Here is a 17,174-nt window from a genome sequence, read left to right on the forward strand (position 1 = left end):
GGAGCCGTCCTCCCTAGAGGAACAGCGGGAACGGATTCAGCCGCTCGTACGGCGTCGGCTCGGTCAGCCTGCCCAGCCGTACCGGGGCGTCGAACAGCCTGCCGGGCGCGAAGCGCGCCCAGAACGGCCGCAGCCCCGGCACGATCACCTTGACGACCGGCAGCTCGACGTCGGGGCGGGTCTGGTCGAGGACGAGCATCTCCATGCCGCGGGCCGCCAGCAGGCGGCCGAGCGCGACCACGTCGTCACGCACGTCCTTCCGGTGCACGAACTCGAAGTCGGCCTGCGTCCTGGCCGGTACGCCCGCGGCTGGCCGCAGGTACGGCTGATTGGCCACGGTCGCGTAGCGCATCCAGCGGTCCGCGTCGACGTCGCCGAACGCCGCGCCCTCGGCGCCGAGGGCGGGGAGCAGCTGGTTCAGCTCGGTCACCGCGCGACGCAGCGCGATCCGCGGGTCGAGGTGCGCACCGAGGCCCATCATGATCTGCTCCTGCGGCCCGTCGGTCCGCCGGGACAGCGCGACCATCACCGGCACGCCCAGATCCGAGGTCACGTCCAGCGCCCACAGCTCGCGGCCGAGGTCGGTGTAGTGCCCGGCCATCTCCGCGATCAGCGGATCGCCGAACGCGCCGAGGTCGACGCCCGGCACCGGCGTGCGGTTGTACCACCACAACGCCACCGCGTCGCGTTCGATCAGTTCCAGTGTCCCTTGCAGGATCGCGTCCTCGAGACTGCTTCCGGCCGCGCAGCCGTTCGAATCCGCGCGTACGCCGCGGATCCCGCACTCCAGCGGCGCGCCGTAGTAGAGGTAACCGGTCGGGAGCAGCCTGCGGCGCCCGGCCAGCGACCACACCGGTGTCCAGTCGATCTCTTCGTCCTCGTCGAACCGCTCGCAGACGTTCTGGAACGGCGCGTGCTCGGCGTTCCACCGCGCGCGGTCCCGGTACTGCCGCTCGTCGAAGAGCATGCAGCTGTTCGGATGCACCGCTTCGCCGCCGAGCGAGCGCAGCGACCCGCGCACCCGCAGCTCGTCGCCCTGGTAGTTGCCGGAAAACCGTTCCACCGCCTCGCAGAGCGCGCCGACCTCGGCGTCCATCGGGGTCGCGCCCTTGCCGCCGTTCTCCCCGCGGAGTCCCGCCTGCAGCCCGGCCAGCCCGGTGACCGCGCGGGCGGTGTTCAGCCCGGAGCGGTAGGCGTTGATGAACGGCGGCGCGTTCCGGTCGCGCCGGATCTCCTTGATGATCCCGGTGACCGGGCTGACCAGGTGGCGATAGCGGTCGAGCACCTGCACCGGGGTGAGCGTGCGGTGCCCACCGCCCGAGGAGGTCACCTTGACCGCGGGGCGCAGCCGTACCGGATGCGCCGTCCGCGCGGCCACCAGTCCCGGGTCCCCGCATTCCGGGCACTGCGGCCTGCGGCGCAGCTCGTGCAGCCTGCCGTGCAGATCGAGCGTGTCGAGCACCCAGACGCACCGCTGTCCCGGATTTCGGTACCCGGCAAGCCATTTGCTCGTCTCGAGCGCGATGAGATGCGCCGCGGCGGCGGTCAGCGGCGGCACCGTGGACACCGGGCGCCGCGCCGGGCCCACGTGGCCGAGGACCGCCTGGACGCAGGCCTCGGCGTGCCGGTGGCCCCACAGCCTGCTCTCCAGGCAGTGCCAGCAGCCCGATTCGCCGGGCTGCAGGAACGGGCCGATCCACACCTGCGCGCCGACCGGGCGCGCGAGCAGCCACGGCTGCCCGGTCCGGCGGTGCTCGGCGTCGATGTCGGCCAGCCGCGGGTCGAGGTAGTCCTCGCACAGCACGACGGAAAGGCCGGTGGCCAGACCGCGGTCGCCGCGGTCCGGTTCGAGCGCGGCATCGGCCAGCGCCCGCTCGACCTGTGCCGTGTCGACCTCGTCGCCGACGGCGATCAGCCGGACGCCGGCGGGTTTTCCCCGCGCGACGGCGGCGGCGTCGATGCCCGCCGCGTCCCAGTACGCCAGTGTGCGCTCGTCGGCGGCCTGGTCCTCCGGTGTCCGCAGGCTGATCAGCCCGGCCTCCACGAGCCGCGCCAGCAGCCCGGTCACCTGCTCGGGCACCATCCCGTCGGGCCGGGCGCGGAGCAGGTCGTCCAGGCCGCGGGTCCCGTCCAGCAGGGCGGCCAGCGACGCGATGTGCGCGCCGCGCATGGCGATCACGCCCTGTTCGGAGAACAGGTAGGCACCGTTCCCCTCGCTGATCTCCGCCCGCAGATGCCGTTTGAATGCCAGCGTCGGACTGACCGCCCCGGTGGTCATCGCGCACCGGGCCGGGATCGCTCTGGTACCGACACTGACTCACGCATGAGCACTCCCTGCCGTGGTGGGACGTACCGGGTTGCAGCAGATCCTCCTGTCGACGGCGGGTGGACGGCCAGTGCCTGCCACACCGGCCTGATATGCGAAACGCATGTGCCACCGGGGAGGAACCCACGCCCGACGGGTGCCGAGGGCACTGGTTTCGAGGCGGCGTCTCGGTCACAGTCGACGAAGAGGACGTGCGCCCGCCGCGCCTTCGGCACCGGGCGCACTGTGGGCACCACCGAGCAAGTAAGGACCGACGTATGACCACGCGCACTTACGGACAGTTCTGCGGCCTCGCCCGCGCGCTCGATCTCGTCGGGGAGCGCTGGTCGCTGCTCGTGATCCGCGACCTCGTACTCGGCCCGAAGCGGTTCACCGATCTCCAGCGGACCCTGCCGAAGATCCCGATGAGCCTCCTTTCGGCGCGGCTCAACGAACTCGAGCAGTCCGGCGTCATCCGCCGCCGGGTCCTGCCGCAGCTGGACGCCGGCGTGGTGTACGAGCTCACCGAATACGGCAGCGAACTCGACCAGATCGTGCTCGACCTCGGCCTGTGGGGAGCCCGCTCCCTCGGTCATCCCGCGCCCGGCGAAATCCTCACCCTCGATTCCGCCATTCTTTCGCTCTACACCACCTTCCGCCCCGACAACGCCGTCGGTGTCCACATCGCCTACGAGATCCGGCACCAGAACGGCGTGGTCGTCCACGCGCTGATCGACAACGGCACCCTCAAGGCGGGCGAAGGCTCGCATCCGGGGGCCGACCTCGTCGTCGCGCCGACCGGCCCCGGTTTCGTCGACGTCCTGGCCGGACGGCTGACCGCCGCGGACGCCGTCCGGACCGGGAAGGTGCGGATCGAGGGCGAGATCGGGCATCTCGAACTGTTCACGAAGCTGTTCCACATCCCGGCGCCGCCCACGCCTGCCGAAGGCATCGGCTGACCTTCACGGCGCGGATTGTCCCCGGAAAACCCGCGGACAATCCGCCGAACGGCGCAACCGGCCGTCCATTATCGGCAATCCGGAGTAACCGTCCAAGCAGGACGAACGACTATCGTCGAAACGATCGTGTTCGTGACCGGCTTAAGGGGCCTGCCATGTCGACGTCCGGAATCACGCGGCCGACCGGTTTTCTGGGAAGCCTGAACAGCAGATACCACCATCTGGCCCTCGCGGCGTTCATGGTCGTCGTGCTCGCACACTGGGCCGAGCACCTCGCGCAGGCGTTCCAGATCTACGCGCTGGGGTGGAAAACCCCCGACGCGCGCGGCGTTCTCGGTATTCCCTTTCCGTGGCTGATCAGTTCGGAATGGCTGCACTACGGTTACGCGATCGTCATGCTGATCGCTTTGTTCCTGCTGCGAAAGGGTTTCGCGGGGCGTTCGCGGCAATGGTGGAACCTGGCGCTGGGAATCCAGTTCTGGCACCACATCGAACATCTGCTCCTGCTGCTGCAGGCGCAGACGGGCTGGCGTTTTGCAGGGCAGAAGGTGCCGTCCAGCATCATTCAGCTGTTCATCCCCCGGGTGGAACTGCATTTGTTCTACAACACGATCGTCACCATCCCGATGATCGTCGCGGTGATCCTGCACCGGCGGGCGCCGGCCGCCGAACGCGCGCGGACCGGCTGCTCCTGCGGGGCGCCCCGGCCCACGGCTCCCGCGCTGTCCGGGTCGTGAGGACGCGGACCGCGCGGCGCGGTCTCACGCTGCTGCTGTTCCTGGCGGGCTGGCTCGGGCTGGGCGTGCTCGCCGCCGCACCCGCGTCGGCACACGTCGAGATCATCTCCGCGACACCCCGCGACGGCACCCGGCTCGGCACGTCCCCGGCCCAGGTGTCGGTGGTGCTCTCGGAGAACGTCGGCATCCAGCCCGGCGCGATCCACGTCGTGGACCAGCGGGGCAACCGGGTCGACGACGGGCCGGTGTTCCAGCCCGGCACCGTCGCCGAGGAACTCGCCGTCCGGCTGAAGCCGAACCTGCCCGAGGCGAGCTACCTGGTCGAGTACGCGTTCGTCTCGGCGGACTCGCATCCCGTACGGGGTACGTTCGCCTTCGTCGTCGGAGCGGGGCCGCTCGTCACCTCCGCCGGGGCGGTGTCGGCGGCGACCGGCACCGACGCGCTGGTGGACGTGTTGTTCACCGTGTTCCGGTGGGTTTCGTTCGCCGGGGTCGCGCTGCTCGGCGGGCTGGTGTTCGTGCTGACCTGCCGTCCGGCGGGGCGGACCGACCCGCGGGTACGCCAGGTGCTGCGCTACGGCTGGGTGCTCACGGCGGTCACCGCGGTGGCCGGGTTCCTCCTGCAGGGCCCGTACGTGGCCGGCCGCGGGGTGTCGGCTGTGTTCGACCCGGAGATGCTCGCCTCGACGCTGCGGGTCGCGTACGGGAAGCTCCTCCTGCTGCGGCTGGCCGCCGTCGGGGCGCTGGCCTGGCTCGTCCCCCGGCTGCTGGTGCCGCGCGGCACGCTGCCCGAACGGCTGCGGTCGCGGTACGAGAACCTCGCGATGGTGGCCGGGTTCGTGGTGCTGCTGACCTTTTCCGCCTCGGGGCACGCGGTGACGGATCCGATCATGTTCTTCTCGGTCACCGCCGACCTGGCGCATTTCGGCGCGATCGCGGTGTGGGCGGGCGGGCTCGTCCAGCTGGCGCTGTGCCTGCGCCGCCCTTCCGACGGCGAGGACCCCGGCGCCGTGGTGGCCCGGTTCTCCCGCACCGCCGCGACGTCGGTCGTGGTGGTCGTGCTCAGCGGGGCGTACCTGGGCGTCCGGACGGTGCCGTCGCTTGCCGCGCTGTGGTCGACGACCTACGGGGTGATCCTGCTGCTCAAGCTCGCCGGGTTCGCCGGGCTGCTCGCGCTCGCCAACGTCGCGCGGCGGGCGATCCTGCACGAGGTGGCCGGGCAAGGTGGCGGAACCGCGGTACGGACGGTCCAGTTGCGGCGCCTGCGTCTCGCGGTCGGCGCGGAGGTGGTGCTGGCGACGGCGGTGCTGGGGCTGGCGGCGATGCTCTCGTCGATGTCCCCCACCGGCTGAGTCACGCGACCCGGCGGCGGCTCATTCGATGCGGGCCGTGGGCGGGCGGAACGGGCCCCATGCGAACGCGGGCAGCCAGGGCCCGGGGTCCGCGGACCAGGTCAGCGCACTGATCTGGTCCAGCGACCGCCGACCGGCGAGGCTGCGGTAGAGCACGTCGGGCCGCGCGGTGAGGATGGCACCGGCGGGTCCCGCCCCGGCGAGCCAGGCGCTGCCGCCCGGGGTGACGATGCGCAGTGCGGGCAGCCCGCGTTCCACGATCGACCCGGAGAACCCGCGGACGAGGACTTCGAAACTGGCCACCCACGCCACGTGCTCGGCGGGGAAGCCGAGGCCGAGGGCGTAGCGCAGGTCCAGCTCGTGGGTGAAGGCGTCGGTCACCAGGACGTCGCCGCGCTGCCCGCCCGCCGACTCGAGCCGCAGTTCGATCTCGGCACCGAGGACGTCCCACCGGTCGAGGAGCTCGCCGAGCCGGAGCTTCCCGTGCACGGGCGGCACGGCGGCCCCGAAGCGCGCCAGCGCGCGTTCGGCGATTTCGACCAGGTGCGCGAGCAGGTCACCGACTGTCCACTCCGGACAGGCGGGCACGTACCGCGTGGTGGCGCCGGGATATTCCTCGAGCAGTTTCCGGATGTTGCGCCGCACTTCGGAATAGCCGACGTAGTCCTCCGCCACCGCGGCGTTCTGCTCGCTGATCGTCACACCCGGCCTCCTCGCGAGTTCGGTGACGCTCAGTATGTGCGGGGTGCCGGGCCCGCGGTTCTCACGCCGTGCGCACCAGGGCACCGGGGTGCCCGCACGGCGAAATCGGAGAAGGTGCAAGGTGACCCAGGACGGTGATCGACGCGAAGGACGGAGGCGATCGTCAGTGCACGCCCTGTGGTCCACGGGTGATCAGTGGGCCCTGCTGCCGCCGGTGCTGCTCGCCCTGGTGCTCAGCACCGCGATCGGCATGGAGCGCGAGGCCGGGGCCAAGAGCGCGGGCCTGCGGACACATACCCTGGTCGGGGTCGGTTCCGCGGTGTTCATGCTGGTCTCGAAGTACGGTTTCGCCGATCTGCTGAGCACCGAGCACGTCGCGCTCGACCCGTCCCGGATCGCGGCGCAGATCGTGTCCGGGATCGGCTTCGTCGGCGGCGGGCTGATCTTCGTGCGGCGGGACGCGGTCCGCGGGCTGACCACCGCGGCCACCGTGTGGGTGGCGGCGGCGGTCGGGATGGCCTCGGGCGCCGGCCTGCCGGTGCTCGCCGTGGCCACCACGATCGGGCTATTCGTGATCACGCGGGGTTTCCCGCCGCTGGCGAAGTTCGTCGCGCGGCACCGCAAGGAGCCGCCGATCGTGCGGCTGAGCTACAACGACGGGCACGGCGTGCTCCGCGCCGTGCTGGAGACGTGCACCGGCCGCGGCTGGATCGTGGTGCGAGTCGCGGTCGACCGGGAAACGGTTTCCGAGGAAGGACAACGGGTCGCGATGGTCACGCTGTTGCTGGACGGCCGCGGTGATCTTCCCGACCTCACCGCCGAACTCGCGGAGCTGCCCGGGGTGCGCAGCACCGCCACGGGCGCGGAGGATCCGGTCGAGGAATAACCGGCACGGGCGCGATCGCCCCGGATACGGCACACTGGTGGCAGCCGAAACCCCGGTACCGCAACGAAAACACGCGGCCGAGGAGAAACCATCCAAATGGGAGGTGAGCATGATCCCCGGTGGTGGCGAGGAGAAGGCCCGCTCAGCGACCGGCTTCGACCTGGCATGGCGCGGTTTCCATCGTGGCCAGGTCCGGGAATTCGTCGAGCTGGCCGAAACCGAGCTACGCCGGAGGACGGCCGAACGCGACGACGCGCGGCGCCAGGCGGCCCGGCTCGCCGAGGAGAACCGCGAGCTGCGCGCGCGGATCGACCGGATCAGCCGTACCCCGATCGCGCCGGACGCGTTACAGGAGCGTTCGCGGCGAATGATCGAGCTCACCCGCGAAGAGGCCGCCGAAATCACCACGCGGGCGCGGGAAAAGGCCGAGCAGACCCGGCGGGACGCCGAACTGGAAGCGGTCGAGCTCACCCGGCGGGAGCGGAAACTGGTCGCCGACGCCGAGGAGGCCTCGCGCCAGGCCGAGCAACGCCGCCGCGAGCTGGACGAGGAGGCCGCCGCGCGGCGGGCGCGTCTCGAAGAGGATTTCGCGCAGGCGATGGCGCTGCGGCGCGCCGACGCGATGCGGCAGCTGGCCGAACGCGACGCGGCCGCGAAAGCCGAGGCCGAACGGCGGGTGCGCGAGGCAGGGGCCCGCGCCCAGAAGATCGTCACCGAAGCCGAGGGCAAGGTGGCCGCACTGGAAGACGTCCGCGCCAGGCTCGCCGCGAGCCTCGCCGGGTGCCGTGACCTGCTGGCGAAGGCCAATTCCGCCCTCGATCCCGAACCCGGCGCGGAGAAACCCGCCGTTCCGGTCCAGCGGATCAAACCGGTCGCCGCGCTCACCGACGTCGCGGGCGGCGGCTGACCCCCGGCTTGTCCCCGGGCCGCTGTCCCCGGATCATCGGTGGATCTCGGCGAGAGCGGGGGCTTCGTGCGACCGAATTCGGTAATGGCCAGTGCGGCGCTGGCGGGTGTGCTGTGCGCGAGCACGCTCACCGCCTGTGGAAGCGGCCAGGGGCTCACGATCACCCTGTACGTCAACCCGCAGAACAACCTCCAGCACGTGGTGGACAGCTGCTCGGCGGCATCGGGCGGGCGGTACCGGATCGAGTACCACAAGCTGCCCCGAAGCGCGGACGGCCAGCGTGAACAGCTGGTGCGCAGGCTCGCGGCAGGCGACACCTCGCTGGACGTGCTGGGCCTCGATGTCACGTGGGTACCGGAATTCGCCGAAGCGGGGTGGGCCGAGCCGTGGACCGGCGCCGCCGAGGCCGAGGCGACCCGCGACGTCCTGCCCGGCCCGTTGTCGACCGCGCGCTGGAACGGCAGGCTCTACGCGGCCACGAAACACACCAACGTCCAGTTGCTCTGGTACGACGACCGGATCACCACCACGCCGCCGAAGACGTTCGACGAGATGATCACGCGGGCCGAGCGGCTGAAGGCCGAGGGAAAACCGTCGTCGATCCTGTTCACCGGCGCCCAGTACGAGGGCCTCGTCGTCTTCTACAACACGCTCGTGGCCTCCCTGCGCGGCCACATCCTGTCCGACGACGGCCGGTCCGTGGTGCTGGACGACGGCGCGGTCCGGGCGCTGGAGCTGCTGAAAAAGCTGACGACGTCCGGGATCACCGACGCGTCGCTGGCGAGTCAGAAGGAGGACGAGGTCCGGCAGGCGTTCCAGCGTGGACAGGGCGCGTTCGAGCTGAACTGGCCGTACGTCCTCGCCTCCTACGCCAAGGAGAAGCCACACGACGTCGGGCATCTGCGCTGGGCGCGATACCCCGAGGTGCTGCCGGGGACGCCGAGCCGGGTCACGATCGGCGGATTCAACTTCGCCGTCAGCAGCTACTCGAAGCACAAGCCCGAGGCGTTCGAGGCCGCGTTGTGCCTGCGCAATCCCCAGAACCAGAAATACCAGGCGATCGAGGACGGTCTCGCCCCTACCACCCGATCGGTGTACGACGACAACACACCGCTCGATCCGGCACAGCCGCGTTCGACGATCGCCGCGCGGTTCCCGATGAAGGCCGACATCCTGGCCGAACTGTCCGACGCCGCCGTCCGCCCGCTGACGCCGGCGTACCAGAGCCTGTCGACGGTGATCTCGAAGGTGCTTTCGCCACCGTCGGCCATCGACCCACCCGCCACGGCCGCCGAGCTGCGCGAACGGCTCACCAACGCGCTGAACTCGAAGGAGATCATCCCGTGACCCCGGTCAGCTATCGTGGGCCACATACTCCGGGTGGGTATACTGGGAGCATCGGACGACAACGAAGGGGTCAGGTGGCATGGCGGGGTACAGCAGCGAACGGGAGGCCTACCTCAAGCGCCTGCGCCGGATCGAGGGCCAGATCCGCGGCCTGCAGCGGATGGTCGAGCAGGACAAGTACTGCATCGACATCCTGACGCAGGTGTCCGCGGCGACGAAGGCCCTGCAGTCGTTCTCCCTCGAACTGCTCGACGAGCACCTCGCCACGTGTGTGGTGCAGGCCGCCGCGGCCGGGGGCGAGGAGGCCGACCTCAAGGTCCGCGAGGCCTCCGACGCCATCGCGCGGCTGGTGCGTTCCTGAGCCGCCTCAGGTGATCACCCCGCCTCGGGCGGGGCCGGGCTGAGGTCCGCGGACAGCCAGTGCTCCGGACGCATGAAGACGGCCACGTGCTCACCGAGCTGCGTCAGCTCGTATTCCACGTAGCCCTCGACCTGGTCCGGCGGCAGGTAGCGGGCGGCCATCTCGGTGGTCCGCTCCCGGCCACCCGGCTCGATCCTGGTGACCGGCCCCTCCACCGAGACGTAGCGCACCGTCGGTTCGGTCCGCTGAACCATCAGGCTGAACCGGCCCGCGGCCTTGATCGCCTTGCCCTTCCGCGAGTCCGGCCCGGTGTTGATCCACAGTTCGCCGCCCGGCGTGTACTGGTACCAGATCGGGACCGTCAGCGGGGCGCGATCGGGTGCCCACGCCACCGCCAGCGCTCCGATGTGCGGCTCGGCCAGGAACTGCTCTCGTTCTTGCACGGATAACGCCATGCCCCCGACGGTAGTGGCGACCACCGACAATTCCGGGACGGTCAGTTCGCGACCGCGCGGAAGCCACGCAGCCGCAGGCTGTTCGTCACCACGAACACCGAGGAGAACGCCATCGCCGCGCCCGCGAGCATGGGGTTGAGCAGGCCCAGCGCGGCCAGCGGCAGCGCCGCGACGTTGTAGGCCAAGGCCCAGAACAGGTTCCCCTTGATCGTGGCGAGCGTGCGCCGGGACAGCCGGATCGCGTCCACCGCGGACCGCAGGTCACCACGCACGAGCGTCAGGTCCCCCGCCTCGATCGCCGCGTCGGTTCCGGTGCCCATGGCCAGCCCGAGGTCGGCCTGGGCGAGCGCGGCCGCGTCGTTGACGCCGTCGCCGACCATGGCGACCACCCGGCCCTCGCACTGCAGCCGCCGGACGACCTCGACCTTGTCCTCCGGCATGACCTCGGCGATGACGTGCTCGATCTCCACTTCGGCCGCGATCGCCTTCGCCGCGCCCTCGTTGTCGCCGGTCAGCAGCACCGGCCGCAGGCCGAGCGCGCGCAGTTCGGCGACCGCCTGCGCCGAGGTCGGCTTGATCGTGTCGGCCACGACGAGCACCGCCCTGGCCTTGCCGTCCCAGGCCACGAACACCGCGGTCGCGCCGCGCTGCTCGGCCGCGATCCTGGCCTCGTCGAGTTCGTCGCCGATCTCGACGCTCCACTGACGCAACAGCGTCGCGCGCCCGGCGATCAGGGCCTTGCCCTCGACGATCCCGGTGACGCCGAGCCCCTCGGTGTTCCGGAACTCCTCGACCGCGGGCAGCGCGCCCACGCGTTCCGCGGCGCCGTCGGCGATGGCCTTCGCGATCGGGTGCTCCGAGGAGTGCTCGACCGCGCCCGCGAGCCGCAGGACCTCGTCCTCGCTCGCGCCGCCGGTCACATGGACGTCGAGCAGGCTCATCCGGCCGGTGGTGACGGTGCCGGTCTTGTCGAGCACGATCGTGTCGACGCGCCGGGTCGATTCGAGCACCTCCGGGCCTTTGATGAGGATGCCGAGCTGAGCGCCGCGACCCGTCCCGACCAGCAGCGCGGTCGGCGTGGCGAGCCCCAGCGCGCACGGGCACGCGATGATGAGCACCGCGACCGCGGCCGTGAACGCCGCGTCGGCCTCGGCACCGGTGGCGAGCCAGGCGACGAGCGTGCCGAGGGCGAGCAGGATCACCACGGGGACGAACACCGCGGACACGCGGTCGGCCAGCCGCTGCACCGCGGCCTTGCCGTTCTGCGCCTGCTCGACCAGCCGCGCCATCTGCGCGAGCCGGGTGTCGTCGCCGACCCGGCTCGCGCGGACCACCAGTCTGCCGCCCGCGTTGACGGTGCCGCCGACGACGGCGTCGCCCGGACCGACCTCGACCGGCACGGATTCCCCGGTGAGCATGCTCGCGTCGACGGCGGAGCCGCCCTCGGTGACCACCCCATCGGTGGCGATCTTCTCGCCGGGCCGCACGACGAACAGATCGCCGACGCCGAGGTCGCCGATCGGTACCCGCAGTTCACGACCGTCCCGCAGGAGAGCGACGTCCTTCGCGCCGAGTTCGAGCAGGGCGCGCAGCGCGGCGCCGGAGCGGCGCTTGGACCGGGCTTCGAAGTAGCGCCCGGCGAGGATGAACGTCGTGACCCCGGAAGCGACCTCAAGGTAGATGTCGGCACCGCCGGACCCGGGTTCGGCGAAGAGTTCGAAGCCGTGGGTCATGCCCGGCATCCCGGCCATACCGAAGAAAAGGGCGTACAGGGACCAGAGCGTGGCGGCGGCGACACCGAGCGAGATCAGGGTGTCCATCGTGGCGGCGCCGTGGCGCAGATTCGTCCACGCGGCGCGGTGGAACGGCCACGCACCCCAGGTGACGACCGGTGCGGCCAGGGTCAGCGAAAGCCACTGCCAGTTGGTGAACTGCAGCGCGGGGATCATGGCCAGCAGGATCACCGGGGCGGAGAGCACCGCGGACCAGATGAGCCTGTCACGCAGCGGACGCGTCTCGTCTTCAAGCGCGGCGGCCTCAGCCTCGGGCTTCTCGGGCCGGGGCACCTTCGCCGTGTACCCGGTGGCCTCGACGACGCTGATCAAATCCTCGACGGACACCGACTCGGGGTATTCGACGTGGGCCTTCTCGGTCGCGTAGTTGACCGAAGCGGACACGCCGTCGACCTTGTTGAGCTTGCGCTCGACCCTCGCCGCGCACGAGGCGCAGGTCATCCCGCCGATCGTCAGCTCGACCCGGTGCGGCGCGGCCGTCGCGGTCATGAGACCAGCCGGTAGCCGGCCTCGGTCACCGCCGCCTCGACCTCGTCCCTGGTCAGCGGCGCCTCGCTGGTGACCTTCACGTACCCGGTGGCGACGTCCACGTCGACCGAAGCGACGCCGGCGAGCTCGCCGACCTCTTCGCGCACGGAGCCGGCACAGTGCGCGCAGGTCATACCCTCGACGATGTAGGTGGCTTCGGTCATCGGGCTCGGCTCCTCGGCGCTCGGTGCTGGTTCCGCGGTGGTGATCACCGCCTACCGCCTTTATACCCCTTGGGGGTACGGGTTTGCCACCCCGCCCCCGCGCGGGACCCGGTGCCGGACAAGGCAGACTTCCCCGCATGCGGAGGATCTACGCGATCGGGATCGGCGCCGGCGACCCGGAACACCTCACGGTCCAGGCGATCGACCGGCTGAACCGCGTCGACGTGTTCTTCGTGCTGGAGAAGGGTGACGAGAAGGCCGATCTGGTCCGCCTGCGCCAGGAGATCCTCGACCGGTTCGTGACCCGGCCCGGGTACCGCGTGGTGCGCGCCACCGATCCGCCCCGCGATCGTGAGCCCGAGGACTACCTGGCCGCGGTCGCCGACTGGCATCGGCGGCGAACCGACGTCTACGAGCGGATGATCCGCGACGAACTGGCCGAAGGGCAGCACGGCGCGTTCCTGGTGTGGGGTGACCCGTCGCTGTACGACAGCACCATCACCCTGATCGAGGCCGTACTGGCGCGCGGGACCGTGACGTTCGAGTACGAGGTCGTGCCCGGGGTGAGCAGCGTGTCCGCGCTGGTGGCCCGGCATCGGACGACGATGAACCAGATCGGGACCGCGGTGCAGCTCACCACGGGCCGCCGCCTGGCTTCGGGCTGGCCCGAGGGCGCCGACGACGTCTTCGTGATGCTCGACGCGCAGACGACGTTCGACAGGTTCACCGACGCCGGGCTGGAGATCTTCTGGGGCGCGTACGTCGGCACGCCGGACGAGATCCTGCTTTCCGGCCCGCTCGACGCCGCGCTGTCCGCCCGGATCCGCGAAACCCGCGCCGAGGCCCGCGCCCGGCACGGCTGGATCATGGACGTCTACCTGCTCCGCCGACGCCCCGCGTAACCGTCAGCCGATACCGACGGTCTGCCGTTCGGGCTCGATCACGGCCACGACGCGCTCTTGCTCACGGGAGTACGGCGTGCCGATGTACTTCGTGGACAACTGGTCGACGATCTCCCACGCCGGGTCACCCTCGATCCATTCGACGACCCGCCCCCGAATGACGACGGGACTGAACGGGTTGTCGGCGGGCGCGATGGACAGCGCCACCCGGGGGTCGCGGCGCAGATTACGTGCTTTCCGCGAGCCCGGACCGGTGATGATGACGACGCGGTCGCCGTGGGTACCGACCCAGACGGGAACCGCATGGGGCGAGCCGTCCGGCAGGACGGTGGCGAGGTGCGCGAGCGAGGTGCCCTCGAGTGCGCTGCGCACGTCGGGTTCAAGCATGGGTCTGCTCCTTCAGCGGTGGTTTGGTCGTGTCGAATTTCGGGACGAAGCCGGTGGCTCGGCTCATCGGATCACCTCGTAGTGGAGATGGGTCACGCCGGGTGCCGGGACGGCTTCCAGCAGGCGGAGGCGGACGTGCTCCGGGAGTTCCCGGAAGAAGCTGTGCCCGGCGCCCAGCAGCACGGGTACCTGGTGGAGGACGAGTTCGTCGACGAGTCCCGCCTTGAGCGCCTCGGTGACCAGGCCGCCGCCCATCAGGGCGACGTCCTTGCCGTCGGGAGTCACGGCGCGGGCCGCGGCGATGGCGTCCTCGACGCCGGTGGTGACGAGGGTCTGCGTCTCGCTGATCTCGGGCACGGGCCGGTGGCTGACGACGAAGAACGGCGCCGCCGGGTGCGGGCCACCCCCGCCGAAATGACTGGAATGTTCGTAGGTGGTGCGTCCCGCGATCACCGCTCCCACTCGTGCGGCGAAGGTGTCGAAGACCCGGGCGCTCGGCTCGCTGAGCTTGAACCCGTCGAGCACCCGGCTCGGCGTGTCCCCGTCGAAGTACCAGTCGAAGAGCATGGGCGCGTCACCGAGCCCGCGTCCGAATTCCTTTTCGCCGTCGGGGGTGCGACCACTGATGAAGCCGTCGACCGAGACGGCGAGTGCGCTGAAGACCTTGCTCATCTTTGTCCTTCGCTGGTGATCAAATGGCTTGCGGGAAGTCGAAGAACCGGCGCGGGTCGTAGGCCCTCTTGATCGCTGCCAGCCGAGGGTAGTTGCCCGCGTGGTACGCCGTGGCCCCATCGCCGAGATCGGGGTCCGGGAAGTTGGGGTAGACCCGCCCGGCCCCTTCGGCATGGGCGGTCGCCCAGGAACGGCCCACCCACGGGTCGGCCGCGTCGGCGATGTGTTCGAGCAGGAAGCGTTCGCCGCGATGGGCGAACGCGGTGGCGTCCTCGGCGAGCCTGTTGTAGGCCCCGCCCATCGCGGTGAAGGTGATCTCCCGCCTGCCCGTGGTCCTCGGCTCGCCGAGCTGGGCGAGGAGCGAGGCGAGAGTGCGGTCGGACATCGCGTGGGAGAAGAACTCGGACCGGATCCGCACAGCTCGTTCGGGCAACTCTCGCGGGTCCAGATCGGCGAAAGTGTCTTTCAGGCAGGAGTAGGGCAGATCGGCGCGCAGGTCCGCCGCCTGATCGGTGAACTCCCGCAGCAGTTCCCGGGTCGCTTCCTCCCCGAGAGTGGACGCTCCGAAAAGGACGGCCCGGACGGGTGCGCCGGGCTCGGACACCAGGGTGAGGTTGACGGTGAGCTCATCCGGGGCGTCGGGTGCCCAGGCCTGCCACGTGGCGACCAGTTCGTCGACGGCGATGCCCGGCCAGCGCGCCTCGATGCGCGTGGTGATCGGCTCGGGGACGGTGTCGAAGCGCAGGCACGTGACCACACCGAACTGGCCCCCGCCCGCGCCGCGCAGCGCCCAGAACAGGTCGGGTTCGCGGTCGTGGTCGCACTCCACGACGCTGCCGTCCGCGAGCACGACCTGCGCGCCGACGAGGCGATCGCAGGTCAGCCCGTACTTCCGCCCGAGAAGCCCGATCCCGCCGCCCAGGGTGAGCCCCGCGATGCCGACGCTCGCGCCGCATCCCGCAGGCACGGTCCGGCCGTGAGTGTGCAGCGCCGCGTACACCGCTCCCAGCCGGGCCCCGGCGCGAATCGTGGCGAGCCCGTCCTCGGCGACGGAGACGCCGTCGAGGCCGGACAGGTCGAGCACGATCCCGTCCGTCGACGATCGGCCCGCGAAACAGTGCCCGCCGCCCCGAGGAGCAACGCGGTCCCCGGTGGCCGCCGCGTAGGTGATGGTGGCGACGACGTCCGAAACCGAACGGCACCGGACCACCAGCCGGGGACGCACCTCCCGGTAGGCGGCGCCGGCCGGACGGCGGATCGCCTCGTAGCCCGGCGAACCGGGACTGAACAACTCGCCGTCGAGCGAGGCGCGGAATTCGGTCAGGTCGGGCACGAGGACGAACTCTATGAGCGACGTGCCAACGATTCTTGAACAAATCGCGCATGGTCAGATTCGGAGCGGCGGTCTGCCACGGGTGATGAGAAAGGGCTTGTAGGAGGCGGCGTGCTCGTGACCGCAGGCGCAGCGGTCGATGTCACCACCGAGGAGCTGGCGTGGGGTGAGGCCGGTCAGGCGGAGGCATTCCCGGCTGAGGTGGGCCTGGTCGGCATACCCGACGTCGACCGCCAGTCCCGCCATGCCGTCCGCACCTCGCCGCCCGGTGGCCACGGCGCCGGCCTGAGCCAGAGCGAGGAAGCCCTGGAAACGCAACGTCCGCTGGAGGACCTTGGGACTCATCCCCACCGTGTGCAGGCAGCGGCGGCGCAACTGGCTGGTGGAGAGCGCCAGGTGGGTGGCCAGACTGTCGATGTCGACGGGGTGCCAGGGCATCAGCGCCCGCACGGCTTCGCCCACCAGCGGATCCACACGGACCGCACTGCGAAACTCCTGGACGAGGTGGGCCTGCGAAACCAGGAGCGCCCGCTCGGGCGTCCCGGACAGGGCCATCGCCTCTACGAGACGGTCCGTCGTGCTTCCCCACAACTGCGTCAGCTCGATGTGCTGATCCACCAGGTCGTCGAGCACGACCGGCAGAGGCGGTGCGGTCCCCGGCCGGAACCGCACGCCGACGATGGTGGTCCGCGGCGGAATGACCTCGATGGCCGGGCCGGTCAGTGGACCGAGCAGCCGCGGATGTCCCCCGAGCGGAAAGTGGATCTCGACCCCGCCCGTGGGCAGGTGCCGCTGCACGTACGCCGCCGCGCCGGTGCGCTGGATCCAGACTGTCCGCACCACCCCCGCCAGTTCCGGCACCGGGGAACGCTCGACGTAGGACTCCACCACGGTCACCCTCGTACCGAACCGTCCGAACGGGACTGACGTCAAGGCTCGGCTGGGACACGGCTTGGGGCACTTGCCCGCCGCCGGTGTCGCGAACGCTCCGTTGGGGACGGTGAATGTCGCGTACGCGTCGTTGGCGACACCGGGTTCGGTGGCGTGTGAGGTGAGGGGCCTGTCCCGAACGCTCCGGTCGGCAAGTCCTGGCTCTCCCGCGGCCAGGCGGTGGCAGGTCCGTGAGGGCCCCGGCCCCTCTCTGGGAGGCCTTTCCGCGGCTGGCTCTCGGTGGGTGATTCGAGGTCCGCGCAGTGGTCGACGGGAGTGTTCACGGCATGGCAAAACGCCGGTAGGGCCCCGGGAGAACCGTGGGGTTCTCGACCGGGGCCCTACCGTTATTCAAGAAATGTTCGGCGGTGTCCTACTCTCCCACAACCCTTCGGTTGCAGTACCATCGGCGCAGTCAGGCTTAGCTTCCGGGTTCGGAATGGGACCGGGCGTT

The 17,174-nt window shown here is 70.7% G+C and carries 17 protein-coding genes and 1 rRNA gene; 8 read left to right on the top strand and 10 right to left on the bottom strand.

Going from position 1 to position 17,174, the window contains the following annotated elements; translation table 11 throughout:
• Positions 1–13 precede the first annotated feature (13 nt).
• Positions 14–2,278, bottom strand: coding sequence for a TOMM precursor leader peptide-binding protein (locus ACFW0G_RS36235; protein WP_378330003.1), 2,265 nt, complete (start codon positions 2,276–2,278; stop codon positions 14–16).
• Positions 2,279–2,583: 305 nt separating this feature from the next.
• Between ACFW0G_RS36235 and ACFW0G_RS36240 the strand changes: the two genes are divergently transcribed.
• From ACFW0G_RS36240 to ACFW0G_RS36250, 3 genes are all read left to right on the top strand, one after another.
• Positions 2,584–3,264, top strand: coding sequence for a winged helix-turn-helix transcriptional regulator (locus ACFW0G_RS36240; RefSeq protein ID WP_378330004.1), 681 nt, complete (start codon positions 2,584–2,586; stop codon positions 3,262–3,264).
• A 155-nt stretch (positions 3,265–3,419) separates the two neighbouring features.
• On the top strand, positions 3,420–4,001 hold the full coding sequence (locus tag ACFW0G_RS36245; RefSeq protein WP_378330005.1) for a hypothetical protein: 582 nt from the start codon (positions 3,420–3,422) through the stop codon (positions 3,999–4,001).
• On the top strand, positions 3,998–5,353 hold the full coding sequence (locus ACFW0G_RS36250; RefSeq protein WP_378330006.1) for a copper resistance CopC/CopD family protein: 1,356 nt from the start codon (positions 3,998–4,000) through the stop codon (positions 5,351–5,353). The genes ACFW0G_RS36245 and ACFW0G_RS36250 overlap by 4 nt, the downstream gene beginning before the upstream one ends.
• A 21-nt stretch (positions 5,354–5,374) precedes the next feature.
• On the opposite strand, the gene ACFW0G_RS36255 is transcribed toward ACFW0G_RS36250, so the two are convergent.
• The gene (locus ACFW0G_RS36255; RefSeq protein ID WP_378330007.1) at positions 5,375–6,055 is read right to left on the bottom strand and encodes a maleylpyruvate isomerase family mycothiol-dependent enzyme; all 681 of its coding nucleotides are present in this window, start codon (positions 6,053–6,055) and stop codon (positions 5,375–5,377) included.
• Between the two features lie 166 nt (positions 6,056–6,221).
• Between ACFW0G_RS36255 and ACFW0G_RS36260 the strand changes: the two genes are divergently transcribed.
• The 4 genes from ACFW0G_RS36260 to ACFW0G_RS36275 all read left to right on the top strand — a co-directional run bounded on the left by ACFW0G_RS36260 (position 6,222) and on the right by ACFW0G_RS36275 (position 9,556).
• Positions 6,222–6,941, top strand: a complete 720-nt coding sequence (locus ACFW0G_RS36260) for an MgtC/SapB family protein (RefSeq protein ID WP_378330008.1) — start codon at positions 6,222–6,224, stop codon at positions 6,939–6,941.
• 109 nt (positions 6,942–7,050) lie between these two features.
• A complete protein-coding gene (locus ACFW0G_RS36265; RefSeq protein WP_378330023.1) occupies positions 7,051–7,848 on the top strand; it encodes a hypothetical protein in 798 nt (265 codons plus the stop codon).
• Between the two features lie 84 nt (positions 7,849–7,932).
• Complete coding sequence (locus ACFW0G_RS36270; protein ID WP_378330009.1) at positions 7,933–9,195, top strand: ABC transporter substrate-binding protein; 1,263 nt, start codon at positions 7,933–7,935, stop codon at positions 9,193–9,195.
• A gap of 79 nt (positions 9,196–9,274) precedes the next feature.
• On the top strand, positions 9,275–9,556 hold the full coding sequence (locus tag ACFW0G_RS36275) for a metal-sensitive transcriptional regulator (protein ID WP_378330010.1): 282 nt from the start codon (positions 9,275–9,277) through the stop codon (positions 9,554–9,556).
• Positions 9,557–9,570: 14 nt separating this feature from the next.
• Here ACFW0G_RS36275 and ACFW0G_RS36280 read toward each other — a convergent pair whose 3' ends face one another.
• From ACFW0G_RS36280 to ACFW0G_RS36290, 3 genes are read right to left on the bottom strand one after another with little or no spacing between them, the layout of a single operon-like run.
• Positions 9,571–10,011 (bottom strand): pyridoxamine 5'-phosphate oxidase family protein, encoded by a 441-nt coding sequence (locus ACFW0G_RS36280; protein WP_378330011.1) that lies wholly within the window; start codon positions 10,009–10,011, stop codon positions 9,571–9,573.
• Between the two features lie 41 nt (positions 10,012–10,052).
• Entirely contained in the window at positions 10,053–12,293 is a 2,241-nt protein-coding gene (locus ACFW0G_RS36285) for a heavy metal translocating P-type ATPase (RefSeq protein WP_378330012.1), read from the bottom strand.
• The gene (locus tag ACFW0G_RS36290) at positions 12,290–12,496 is read right to left on the bottom strand and encodes a heavy-metal-associated domain-containing protein (protein ID WP_378330013.1); all 207 of its coding nucleotides are present in this window, start codon (positions 12,494–12,496) and stop codon (positions 12,290–12,292) included. The genes ACFW0G_RS36285 and ACFW0G_RS36290 overlap by 4 nt, the downstream gene beginning before the upstream one ends.
• 137 nt (positions 12,497–12,633) lie before the next feature.
• Here ACFW0G_RS36290 and cobF point away from each other — a divergent pair, with 137 nt between their 5' ends.
• Complete coding sequence (gene cobF, locus ACFW0G_RS36295) at positions 12,634–13,398, top strand: precorrin-6A synthase (deacetylating) (protein WP_378330014.1); 765 nt, start codon at positions 12,634–12,636, stop codon at positions 13,396–13,398.
• Positions 13,399–13,401: 3 nt separating this feature from the next.
• On the opposite strand, the gene ACFW0G_RS36300 is transcribed toward cobF, so the two are convergent.
• The 5 genes from ACFW0G_RS36300 to rrf form a co-directional block, all read right to left on the bottom strand.
• Entirely contained in the window at positions 13,402–13,785 is a 384-nt protein-coding gene (locus tag ACFW0G_RS36300; RefSeq protein ID WP_378330015.1) for a PPOX class F420-dependent oxidoreductase, read from the bottom strand.
• 63 nt (positions 13,786–13,848) lie between these two features.
• A complete protein-coding gene (locus ACFW0G_RS36305; protein WP_378330016.1) occupies positions 13,849–14,457 on the bottom strand; it encodes a dihydrofolate reductase family protein in 609 nt (202 codons plus the stop codon).
• 19 nt (positions 14,458–14,476) lie between these two features.
• On the bottom strand, positions 14,477–15,790 hold the full coding sequence (locus tag ACFW0G_RS36310) for an FAD-binding oxidoreductase (RefSeq protein ID WP_378330017.1): 1,314 nt from the start codon (positions 15,788–15,790) through the stop codon (positions 14,477–14,479).
• 54 nt (positions 15,791–15,844) lie between these two features.
• Positions 15,845–16,687 (bottom strand): helix-turn-helix domain-containing protein, encoded by an 843-nt coding sequence (locus tag ACFW0G_RS36315; RefSeq protein WP_378330018.1) that lies wholly within the window; start codon positions 16,685–16,687, stop codon positions 15,845–15,847.
• Positions 16,688–17,080: 393 nt separating this feature from the next.
• A 5S ribosomal RNA gene (gene rrf, locus ACFW0G_RS36320) occupies positions 17,081–17,174 on the bottom strand; the annotation flags it as partial.

Origin of the sequence: Amycolatopsis sp. NPDC058986 (genome assembly GCF_042741125.1) — a bacterium.
In the GTDB taxonomy this organism is placed as follows: domain Bacteria; phylum Actinomycetota; class Actinomycetes; order Mycobacteriales; family Pseudonocardiaceae; genus Amycolatopsis.

Coding starts and splice junctions, on each gene's coding strand:
- ACFW0G_RS36300 (WP_378330015.1), bottom strand. CDS start 13,785: ATGCTTGAACCCGACGTGCGCAGCGCACTCGAGGGCACCTCGCTCGCG.
- cobF (WP_378330014.1), top strand. CDS start 12,634: ATGCGGAGGATCTACGCGATCGGGATCGGCGCCGGCGACCCGGAACAC.
- ACFW0G_RS36265 (WP_378330023.1), top strand. CDS start 7,051: ATGATCCCCGGTGGTGGCGAGGAGAAGGCCCGCTCAGCGACCGGCTTC.
- ACFW0G_RS36235 (WP_378330003.1), bottom strand. CDS start 2,278: ATGACCACCGGGGCGGTCAGTCCGACGCTGGCATTCAAACGGCATCTG.
- ACFW0G_RS36290 (WP_378330013.1), bottom strand. CDS start 12,496: ATGACCGAAGCCACCTACATCGTCGAGGGTATGACCTGCGCGCACTGT.
- ACFW0G_RS36275 (WP_378330010.1), top strand. CDS start 9,275: ATGGCGGGGTACAGCAGCGAACGGGAGGCCTACCTCAAGCGCCTGCGC.
- ACFW0G_RS36305 (WP_378330016.1), bottom strand. CDS start 14,457: ATGAGCAAGGTCTTCAGCGCACTCGCCGTCTCGGTCGACGGCTTCATC.
- ACFW0G_RS36245 (WP_378330005.1), top strand. CDS start 3,420: ATGTCGACGTCCGGAATCACGCGGCCGACCGGTTTTCTGGGAAGCCTG.
- ACFW0G_RS36280 (WP_378330011.1), bottom strand. CDS start 10,011: ATGGCGTTATCCGTGCAAGAACGAGAGCAGTTCCTGGCCGAGCCGCAC.
- ACFW0G_RS36270 (WP_378330009.1), top strand. CDS start 7,933: ATGGCCAGTGCGGCGCTGGCGGGTGTGCTGTGCGCGAGCACGCTCACC.
- ACFW0G_RS36285 (WP_378330012.1), bottom strand. CDS start 12,293: ATGACCGCGACGGCCGCGCCGCACCGGGTCGAGCTGACGATCGGCGGG.
- ACFW0G_RS36240 (WP_378330004.1), top strand. CDS start 2,584: ATGACCACGCGCACTTACGGACAGTTCTGCGGCCTCGCCCGCGCGCTC.